9 protein-coding genes and 1 pseudogene are annotated in these 9,040 nt (G+C 67.7%); 3 read left to right on the forward strand and 7 right to left on the reverse strand.

Features of this window, described 5'->3' with window-relative positions; genetic code table 11:
• Window positions 1-158: 158 nt before the first annotated feature.
• Genes ACCQ15_RS04560 through ACCQ15_RS04575 form a run of 4 tightly spaced genes read right to left on the reverse strand, consistent with a single transcriptional unit; the run spans window position 159 to window position 3,043 of the window.
• Entirely contained in the window at window positions 159-944 is a 786-nt protein-coding gene (locus ACCQ15_RS04560) for an N-formylglutamate amidohydrolase (protein ID WP_122273230.1), read from the reverse strand.
• Complete coding sequence (locus ACCQ15_RS04565; protein WP_029818743.1) at window positions 937-1,488, reverse strand: NUDIX hydrolase; 552 nt, start codon at window positions 1,486-1,488, stop codon at window positions 937-939. The genes ACCQ15_RS04560 and ACCQ15_RS04565 overlap by 8 nt, the downstream gene beginning before the upstream one ends.
• A complete protein-coding gene (locus ACCQ15_RS04570; protein WP_372381258.1) occupies window positions 1,485-2,471 on the reverse strand; it encodes a 5'-3' exonuclease in 987 nt (328 codons plus the stop codon). Before ACCQ15_RS04570 ends, ACCQ15_RS04565 begins: the two co-directional genes overlap by 4 nt.
• On the reverse strand, window positions 2,468-3,043 hold the full coding sequence (locus ACCQ15_RS04575) for a nitroreductase family protein (protein WP_008578127.1): 576 nt from the start codon (window positions 3,041-3,043) through the stop codon (window positions 2,468-2,470). Before ACCQ15_RS04575 ends, ACCQ15_RS04570 begins: the two co-directional genes overlap by 4 nt.
• Before the next feature lie 108 nt (window positions 3,044-3,151).
• Here ACCQ15_RS04575 and ACCQ15_RS04580 point away from each other — a divergent pair.
• The 3 genes and pseudogenes from ACCQ15_RS04580 to ACCQ15_RS04590 all read left to right on the forward strand — a co-directional run.
• Window positions 3,152-3,407, forward strand: a pseudogene (locus tag ACCQ15_RS04580) (DUF1631 domain-containing protein); the annotation flags it as partial.
• A gap of 222 nt (window positions 3,408-3,629) precedes the next feature.
• Window positions 3,630-5,987, forward strand: coding sequence for a PacR family protein (gene pacR, locus ACCQ15_RS04585; RefSeq protein ID WP_011346511.1), 2,358 nt, complete (start codon window positions 3,630-3,632; stop codon window positions 5,985-5,987).
• Between the two features lie 145 nt (window positions 5,988-6,132).
• Window positions 6,133-7,230, forward strand: coding sequence for an NAD(P) transhydrogenase subunit alpha (locus tag ACCQ15_RS04590; protein ID WP_372381259.1), 1,098 nt, complete (start codon window positions 6,133-6,135; stop codon window positions 7,228-7,230).
• 402 nt (window positions 7,231-7,632) lie between these two features.
• Here ACCQ15_RS04590 and ACCQ15_RS04595 read toward each other — a convergent pair whose 3' ends face one another.
• The 3 genes from ACCQ15_RS04595 to ACCQ15_RS04605 are packed head-to-tail and all read right to left on the reverse strand — an operon-like array spanning window position 7,633 to window position 9,040.
• The gene (locus ACCQ15_RS04595; RefSeq protein ID WP_372381260.1) at window positions 7,633-8,124 is read right to left on the reverse strand and encodes a DUF3106 domain-containing protein; all 492 of its coding nucleotides are present in this window, start codon (window positions 8,122-8,124) and stop codon (window positions 7,633-7,635) included.
• Window positions 8,125-8,129: 5 nt separating this feature from the next.
• The gene (locus ACCQ15_RS04600) at window positions 8,130-8,480 is read right to left on the reverse strand and encodes a hypothetical protein (RefSeq protein ID WP_372381261.1); all 351 of its coding nucleotides are present in this window, start codon (window positions 8,478-8,480) and stop codon (window positions 8,130-8,132) included.
• Complete coding sequence (locus ACCQ15_RS04605) at window positions 8,477-9,040, reverse strand: RNA polymerase sigma factor (protein ID WP_008578133.1); 564 nt, start codon at window positions 9,038-9,040, stop codon at window positions 8,477-8,479. The genes ACCQ15_RS04600 and ACCQ15_RS04605 overlap by 4 nt, the downstream gene beginning before the upstream one ends.

Raw genomic sequence — 9,040 nt, forward strand, 5'->3', positions numbered from 1 at the left:
TCCGCGGCACGCGCTGAGGTGCGATGACATACGCATGACGTGTAGGAGCGCGCGTGCGCACACTGCGGCGTTACCGGTAACGCTCCATCGCGCGCAAGCGCGCTCCTACAGATTGCAGATGTTCAACGTGCCTGCATGCAGGCGCCAAACGCTGCTGCTCAAGGCGCCAGCAAGGCATCTGCCAACGGCGGCAGGATGCGCGCCAGGCGCGCTGCCCAGGCCTGTTGCCCGGCCGCGTCGGCAATCAGGTCCTGGCGGATTTCCAGTTCCACATGCAGCAGGCCGCGGCCCTCGCCATACACCGGGATGGCGTAATCGGTGGCATCGCTGACCGCATACGGCTGGTTGTCGCCCACCACCAGGTCGGGTTCGGCACGCAGCGCCTGCAACAGGCGATGCGCCAGCCGCGTATCGCGGTGGTAGAGCACGCCGGCATGCCAGGGCCGCGCGTTGCCGGCCATGACCGGGGTGAAGCTGTGCATCGACACCAATATTGTCGGCTGACTGCGCTGTGCACGCGCATCCAATTCGGCGGCGATGCGTGCGTGATACGGCGCGAAGATCGCAGCGATGCGCTGCTGCCGGTCGCTGTCGGTCAGGTGCTGGTTGCCCGGAACCAAGGTGCCGTCGCTGACCGCCGGCATCAGGCTGGGTGCGTCGTGCGGGCGGTTGCAGTCGATCACCAGGCGCGAATACGTCTGCGCGATGGCCAACGCATCCAGCGCCTCGGCCAGCCGCTGCGTGACCTGCGCAATGCCGATATCCCAGCCGATATGGCGATCCAGCTCAGCCTGCGGCAGGCCCAGGTCGGCCAGCCGCGCCGGCACGCGCTGGCCGGCGTGGTCGGCGATCAACACCCACGGCGATGCGGCCTGCGCGTTGTGCACGGTGAACGGCGCCGGATCGTCGGCGCCGAGCAAGGGTTCGATGGCTGCGTCAGCCACGCGGGGTGCCGTCCAATGCGTGATCGGCCAGATACAGGCCGGCCCACAGCTTGGGGTCCATCTGATAGCCCTCGGCCATCTTCTGCACCAGCCAGGCGCCGACCTGCGCGCGTGGAATTTCGTGCACGGTGATGTCTTCGCTAGCATCGCCGCCGCCGTCGCCGACCTTGCGCAGACCGGTGGCGCGCACGAAGGCGATCTTCTCGCTGCTGGCGCCGGCCGAAGTGGGGCCGATCATCAACACTTCGGCATGCTCGGCGGTCCAGCCGGTTTCTTCTTCCAGTTCGCGAATGGCCGACAGTTCGATCGACTCATCGGCATGCACATCGCCTACCAGCCCGGCCGGCATTTCGATGGTGCGCGCCTGCAGCGGCACGCGGAACTGTTCGACGAACAACATCGCATCGTCCGGCGTCACCGCCACGATGATCGCGGCCAGGCCGCCGGCATGCACTCGTTCGGAATACTCCCAAGTGCCACGCACGACCATGCGCTGGTACTTGCCTTCGTAAACCACGGTGGGCGGGGTGTCGTGTCGGTTCATGGGCGGGGACCTTGTGCCAGGTAAACGGGAGGAAACGGTGCGGCGGCGCCGGTGCTGGCGGCCAACAGACGGCGCCGGGTGAGCGGGCCGAAGCGCAGGCTCTCGCACAACCCTGTGAGCATGTCCGCATCGGCGTGGGCACGCGTGAAGCCGGTTTCGGTCAGCGCCAGCGGCGCGTCGAGCGCGATGGTGGTGAGCTGACGCCACAGCAATGCGTGTTCGCGCTGTTCGCGCAGCCGCACCGCCATTTGCGCCGCGCCGCGAAGGCGCAGGAAGGGAATCTCGTCGATGCGTTCCAACAGCGCATCCAGGCTGCCGAAGTGCGCCAGCAGCACCGCCGCCGATTTGGCGCCGATGCCGGTCACGCCGGGGATGTTGTCGATGGCATCGCCGCATAACGCCAGGTAGTCGGCGATCTGGTGCGCATGCACGCCATGGCGCGCCTTCACCCCGTCGATGCCCCAGCGCTGGTTGCGCGCGTAGTCCCATTGCTCGTCATGCTCGAGCAATAACTGCGACAGGTCCTTGTCGGCCGACACGATCACTCCGCGCAAGCCGTGCGCCCGCGCGCTGTGCAGCGCGCTGCCGATCAGGTCGTCGGCCTCGTAATCGCGGTGGGCCAGCACGCTCAGCCCGAGCGCTGCGCACAGCGCCTTGCAATGCGCGAACTGGCGGCGCAACGCATCCGGCGCAGGCGTGCGGTTGCCTTTGTAGGCCGGGTAGATCGCATGCCGGAAGCAGCTGTCCAGGGCTTCGTCAAAGGCAATGGTGATGTGCTGCGGATCCTCGCGTTCGAGCAGGTCCAGCAGAAACCGCGCAAACCCGTGCACCGCATTGGTCGGCCAGCCCTGCGCATCCTGAAATTCGTCCGGGATGGAATGCCAGGCGCGGAACACGTACAGGCTGGCATCCACCAGATACAGCGGGGTCGGGCGCCGGATGGCCAGCGGCGCAGCGTCGAGCGGGGCGGTCGGTGTGGTCACGGGGTCCAGTCGCGCAGCAAGGCACGCGGGTCCGGGCGCTCGCGTTCGGGCACCTGCATGCGCGGCGTGCCGATGTGGATGAAGCCGGCGATGCGTTCGTTGTCTTCCAGGCCCAGGTAGCCCGTCACCGCCGGGTCGTAGGCCATCCACGCGCTCAACCACTGCGCGCCGAAGCCGTGCGCCTGCGCGGCCTGCAGCAGCGCGAAACAGACGCAGCCGGCGGTGAGCAGTTGCTCCTGCACGGGCACCTTGTGCTCGGGGCGCAGCGAGGCGATCACCACGATCACCACCGGTGCGTCGCTGAAGCGTCCACGTTCCTTGGCAAGGGTGGCCGGCGATGCCAGCGGGTCGGCGGCCAGGGTGCGCTCGGCGAGGAAATCCCCCAGCGCAGCGCGCGCGGCGCCGCTGATGCGCAGAAAACGGAACGGCACCAGCTTGCCGTGGTCGGGCACGCGCACCGCCGAGGTGAGCATGCGCAGCAAGGTGTCTTCATCCGGCCCGGGCGCGCCGAGTTGTTTGGAGGGAACCGAACGGCGCGCGTCCAGCGCCTGGAGCGAATACGGTGCGTGCATAAATCCGGGTCGGGGCAACGAGGCATTGAATTATAGACGGCCGCTTCCCAACGCTCGCCGCAGCATGGCCGGTGGGGGCCGTGGCCGCCGCGATCGACCTCATGTAATGGCACCCACCTGGATTTCATTGGCCGCGACGTTCTCGGACAAGTAGGCACGCTGTCGTGGATCAGCCCGATCTCCGGGCGCCTGATGTTCGCCAACCGGCGTGGTGGCAGCTGTGCCTCGCTTCACCGGAGGAGCTGGCGATGACGGCGTTGCTGGACGGCCTGCGCCTGCACTGCGATGCCGCTGCCGCTGCCGCTGCGGCGCGATGCAAGGCGTGGCTGATGGTCCGGAAGCGCCCGCGAAGCTGAAGGCTTAACACCCGCAGGCGCAGAATGACTGCCGGCAAGCTCCACCGCGACGTGGCGAGCTAGGATGGCCGCTTGACACGCAAACCCTGGGCGGTCACGAGTAAAGTGAGTAACATGTCACACTTAACGGATGCGCGAACCGCCTACCATGCACGGGCGGAATTTGGGGCCGCGTCTGTTTTTTCTCGTTCGAAAATTTTCACGCCTGCAGAGGCGGGGAGCCTTTGCGCATGACTTTTCAGCCCAGTCCGTCGGGACACCCGGGCCGTGACCAACGCTTGCTCGAGCAGGCCCACGACGTGTTCGTGCCGGCGCTCGCGCAGGTTTTTGCTGCTGCAGTTGCGCATTTCGACGATGTGCTGTTCGACCGTGCCGAATCCGCTGGCGCGTCGCAGTTGCTGTTTCTCGATGGCATGCGCGAATTGCGCCGCAAGCGCGAAGAGGTCGCCCGCCAGTTCCGCCAGCAGCTGGAAGACGGCTGGCAGGCGTTGGTGCTCGGCACGCCGTTGTCGGCCGAAGTGGTGCTGGCCGGCGACATGGGCAGCGGCCCGCTGAGCCTGGTGCCCGAGCACGTGCTTGAATCGCGGCTGGCTGTGCGCAATCTGGCCACGGTGCTGTTGCGCGATTTCAAACAGGTGCTGGCACGGGTGGACCGCCGCCTGGGCTGGATCGCCGGCGGGCTGGAGCTGATGGCCGACACCAACCCGATTGGCCCCGAACATCTGGGTGTGGCGATCCACGAAGCCTTCGCCACCTGCGATCTGGCGCCGGAAGTGCGACTGGTGCTGATCAAGCTGTGCGAGCGCGATCTGGCCGAGCCGATCGGCAAGTTGTACGCACGCCTGGACGAAACCCTGGCCAAGGCCGGGGTGATGCCGGAAATTTCACAGGCCAAGCGCGCGCCGCCGCGCATGCAGCCGCGTGGCGAAACGCCGGAAGAGCGCGCCCAGGTCGAGGCGCAGGGCGGTCACGCCGAGGTAGGTGGCGACGATCAGGGTGATCAGTACGCACCGGCCTGGGCCAACCGTTTCCTTGACCGTTGGGCGCATAGCCGCGGCCGCATGCAGGCTGCGACGCAGCGCGGGCATGCCGATGGTGGCGGGGCTGGCGGCATGGACGGTGAGGCCGACCATCCCGGCGGTAGCCAGGGCATGCTGCTCGAGGCGCTGCACGAGTTGCTGCAACAGACCCGCAGCGTGCGCGACACCGCCGCTTCTGCCGCCACCGTCGCGGTGGGGCAGCAACGCCCGTTGAGCCAGCGCGAAATGATGTCGGTGCTGTCGCTGTTGCAGGCCACACCCAGCGCGACGCTGCAGGCGGCCATCGGCGACGACACCGAATCGCTTGCGCAGCGATTGAAGAACGAGGTGCTTTCCAGCGCCACGCGGCTGGGCGTGGACCCGGCCACTGCAAAGCTCGACCCGATGGACGAAGACGCCATCGACCTGGTCGGCATGCTGTTCGATGTGATGCTGGACGAGCGCGATCTGGAAAATCGCTCGCGCGAAATGATCGGCCGCCTGGTGGTGCCGTTCGTCAAGGTCGCGCTGCTGGACCGCAAGATGTTCGTGCAGAAGACCCACCCCGCGCGGCGCCTGCTCAACTCGCTGGCCGAGGCCTGCGAAGGCAACAACGGCGACAGCGCTGCCGAGCGCGTGCTGATGGGCAAGGTCGAAGAGATCGTCGACCGCCTGGTGGCCGAATTCAACGAGAACCTGGCGATCTTTCTCACCCTGGAGGAAGAATTCCGCGACTTCCTGTCGCAGCACCGGCGCCGGGTGGAAATTGCCGAGCGTCGTGCTACCGAGACCCAGCGCGGGCAGGAAAAGCTCGAACTGGCGCGCAGCCGCGCGCTGTCGGAACTGGAGCAGCGTGCCCCCGAAGACGCGGGCCTGCCCAAGGCGGTGGACGACTTCCTGCGCCAGCCGTGGCTGCATCACCTGACCATGGCGATCCTGCGCGACGGCGAGGAAGGTCCCGGCACCATCGAGGCCCTGGCGCTGGCCGACGGCGTGCTGGAAGAACTGGCCGAAGCGCGCCGCCATATCGTCGGCAAGCCATGGCTGCAGGTGTGGCAGCCGGCGCTGCACCGCGTGTTCGCCAGCGTAGGCCTGCACGGGGATGCGGTGGTGGTGGCGATCACCGCCTTGCACGACACCCTGCAGGCGATCGCCGAAGCGCGCCCGGAACTGGAAAAAGCCCTGCCGGAACTGCCGCAGGTCAATCTGCCGCCACCGGCCGCCGAAAGCGTCAGCGTGGTGCTGGGTGCCGAAGCGGTCGCGCAGAGCATCGACAGTGCCGACGCCGAACGTTTCCGCGCGATGGATATCGGCACGTGGCTGGATTTTGTCGACAAGGATGGCAAGGTGCAGGCCGGCAAGCTGTCGTGGGTGAGCCCGATTTCGCAGCGCCTGCTGTTCGTCAATCGACGTGGCGTGCGTTTCTGCGTCGCCTCGCCGGAAGAACTGGCGGTGATGGTGCGCCTGGGCCGCCTGCGCGAGCACATCAACGACGGCGCTTTCGACAGCGCCATGCAGGGTGTGATCGATCGTCTGGATCCGTTGCAGAACAACAGCACGGTGCACTGAGCGGTCCCACGCGCATGGGTAGCCGCTGCGGCGTCCGTAGACATGTGGCACGCGCGCGCTGCACTGGCGTCGTTGCCGGTACCGCCGGCAGTGGCGCCGCGCTCTGCTAGCATCGCCGCGACTGGGCGCAAGACCGGAGCAACGCATGGCTGTGCAGGTGCTGGTGCTGAAAGAACGGGCCGCTGGCGAACGCCGCGTGGCCGCGACGCCGGAAACGGTCAAGAAACTGGTCGCGCTCGGTGCCGGCGTGTGGATCGAGTCGGGGGCCGGCCTGGCCAGCAGCATGGACGATGCCGCGTATCTGCAGGCCGGTGCGCAGCTTGCCGGCGCCGACGCCGTGGCACAGGCCGAGATGGTGCTGTGCGTGCAGGCGCCCTCTACCGGGACCTTGCTTGGCTGCAAACCGCACACGGTGGTGATCGGCATGCTGGCGCCGGACACGGATCCGGCGCGCGCGCAGGCATTTGCCGCGCGGCAATTGATCGCGTTTCCACTGGAGCGCCTGCCGCGCACCACGCGCGCGCAATCGATGGATGTGTTGAGCTCGCAGGCCGGCATGGCCGGCTACAAGGCGGTGCTGATTGCCGCGCAACTGGCGCCGCGCTTTTTTCCGATGCTGACCACTGCGGCCGGCACCATGCGCCCGTGCAAGGTGTTGGTGATCGGTGCGGGCGTGGCCGGCCTGCAGGCGATCGCAACGGCCAAACGGCTGGGCGCGCAGGTGGAAGGCTTCGATGTGCGGCCGGAAACGCGTGAGCAGATCGCCTCGCTGAGTGCGCGATTTCTGGACCTGGGCGTGAGCGCTGCCGGCGAAGGCGGCTACGCGCGCCAGCTCAGCGACGACGAACGCGCCGAACAGCAGCGCCGTTTGGCCGAACATCTCACAGGTGTGGATGTGGTGGTGTGCACCGCAGCGGTTCCGGGCCGGCCGGCGCCGAAGATCGTGACCACCGAGATGGCGCGTGGCATGCGCGCCGGCAGCGTGATCGTGGATCTGGCGGCGGAAACCGGCGGCAATTGCGCGGCCACCCGCCCGGGCGAAACGTATGAGCTCGACGGCGTGGTCATCGCTGGCCCGCTCAATCTGGCCAGCCAGGGCGCAGTGCAAGCCAGCGAGATGTTCGCGCGCAACGTGTACGCCTTCGCCGCCTTGTTGATCAAGGACGGTGCGTTGACGCTCGACTGGGACGATGAGTTGCTGGCGAAGACGCGTTGGTCGGCGCCGGCGCCGACCAACGCGTAGGCATCGCAGAAAGTTCGGTGCGTGCAATGCGGCAAGGGCAGCACGCTGCGCATCGCGAGCCGTCGTCGGTCCGGCGCTGAAGAGCGCTCTTTGGGGCAGGTTGAGGTTTGGCGCGGTCAGGGATTTCGTGGTTGTCCTTGCGACCAGCGACGCCACCGATGCCAGCACGGGTGCTGGCATGCATCTGGTTGCCGCGACGTCATGCAGCTGCGTGCGCTACACACACTTACGCGGCCGCGCGCGCGGGGTGCGCAGGGTGCGCGTCGCTGCAGCGACTGGCCCTGGCATGCTGCAAGATGCCAAGCGCGACGGCTGGATCATATCCAGCGCCCATCGCAACCCTGCGCGGCGCCTGAGCAAACGCAATCCGCTGCTGCGACCGCTGCGCAGTGCTGGGAAACGTCAGTCCTCGACCGGCGGATGCTCGCGCAACCAAGCGCTGCGCTCGGCCGGGCTCATCTTCTGCCAGCGTTGCTGCAGTTCGTTGCGCTGTTGCGGGTTGAGCGTGCGCATGCGGTCGAACAAGGCCTTGGCCTCGCGGCGTTGCTCCGGACTCATGTTGCGGAAGCGGTCCATGCCGGCCTTGGCCTGCTTGCGCTGCTCGGGCGTCATGTCCAGCCAGCGGCGGGCGTGCCGGTACATCCTGGGACGTTCTTCGGGCACGTCGTTCCAGCGCTCGCGCAGCGCATCGATCATGACCTGGCGCTGCTGCTTGGTCAGTTGGTCCCACTCGGGCATGGGCGTCTCGTCACCCGGACCTTGGCCGCGTGGGCCAGGCGCGTCCATGGGCGGACCCGGGGGAGGAGGTCCGGGTGGGCCGTCCTGAGCCAGCGTGGAGGCGCATGGCCCGGTGCACAGCAACAGGGTCAACAGCAGGCGGGTGGTGTGGGTCATCGTGCTTATTCCATGGCCAGGGCGGTGTCGGAGCCGAGCCAGACATACAGGTCCGGGTTCTGGGCCAGCAGGTCGTCTGTCTCGGTGGTGGCGCTGGTGCTGGCAACCGGCGAGGTCGGCGCGGTGCCATAGGAGACGCTTTGGCTCGGATGCAGCTGCAGGCCGATGCCGATCGCCAGCAGGCCCGAGCACGCGGTGGCCAGCAACCAGTAGCCACGTCGGCTGCGCGTCGGGGCCGCGGCGTGGCGGGCCTGGCGCAGGCGCGCCAGGGTTTGCGGCGGTAGGCTGGTCAGCGCGGTGGCGTGCAGCTGGCGCAGCTGCGCATCCAGCCGGGCGGGGTCGTGGGAGCGGTTCACAGGAAATCCTCGAACTGTTTTTGCAACGCGTCGCGCGCGCGCGACAGGTGGGTTTTGACCGAGCCTTCGGAGCAGCCCATCGCCTTGGCAGTGGTGGCCACGTCCAGGTCTTCGAGCACGCGCAGCGTGAAGGCTTCGCGCTGGCGCGCCGGCAGTGTGCGCAATGCATCGACCAGCCGTTGGTAGGCCTGTTGATGCTGTTGTTCGTCGACCGGTCCGGTGCCGGGGTCGGCCCAGTCGATCGGACCTTCGTCGTCGGCGCGCTCGGCCGGTGCCCAGAACTTCAGGCGAAAGCTGCGTCGCCGCTGCAGGTCGATGATGCGGCTGCGCAGGATGCTCCAGAACAGCGGCGTCCATTCCTCCGCTGGCCGCTCTCGATAGCCCAGCAGCTTCACCATGGCGTCCTGCACGGCGTCCAGCGCATCTTCGCGGTGCCGCAAGCCGGCCTCGGCAAAACGGAAGGCACGCGGCCCGATGCCGGCCAGAAATGCATCCAGCGACACCGGTGTGGTGGCGGCCGGTGCGGTAGCTTGCGGATCGAAAGGAGTTCCCACCAGCAC

Origin of the sequence: Xanthomonas sp. NCPPB 1754 (assembly GCF_041475725.2) — a bacterium.
Classification (GTDB): domain Bacteria; phylum Pseudomonadota; class Gammaproteobacteria; order Xanthomonadales; family Xanthomonadaceae; genus Xanthomonas; species Xanthomonas euvesicatoria.

Excerpts from the sequence above, each read along its gene's own strand:
- ACCQ15_RS04575 (WP_008578127.1), bottom strand. The coding sequence starts at position 3,043 with ATGCACGCACCGTATTCGCTCCAGGCGCTGGACGCGCGCCGTTCGGTT.
- pacR (WP_011346511.1), top strand. The coding sequence starts at position 3,630 with ATGACTTTTCAGCCCAGTCCGTCGGGACACCCGGGCCGTGACCAACGC.
- ACCQ15_RS04595 (WP_372381260.1), bottom strand. The coding sequence starts at position 8,124 with ATGACCCACACCACCCGCCTGCTGTTGACCCTGTTGCTGTGCACCGGG.
- ACCQ15_RS04590 (WP_372381259.1), top strand. The coding sequence starts at position 6,133 with ATGGCTGTGCAGGTGCTGGTGCTGAAAGAACGGGCCGCTGGCGAACGC.
- ACCQ15_RS04565 (WP_029818743.1), bottom strand. The coding sequence starts at position 1,488 with ATGAACCGACACGACACCCCGCCCACCGTGGTTTACGAAGGCAAGTAC.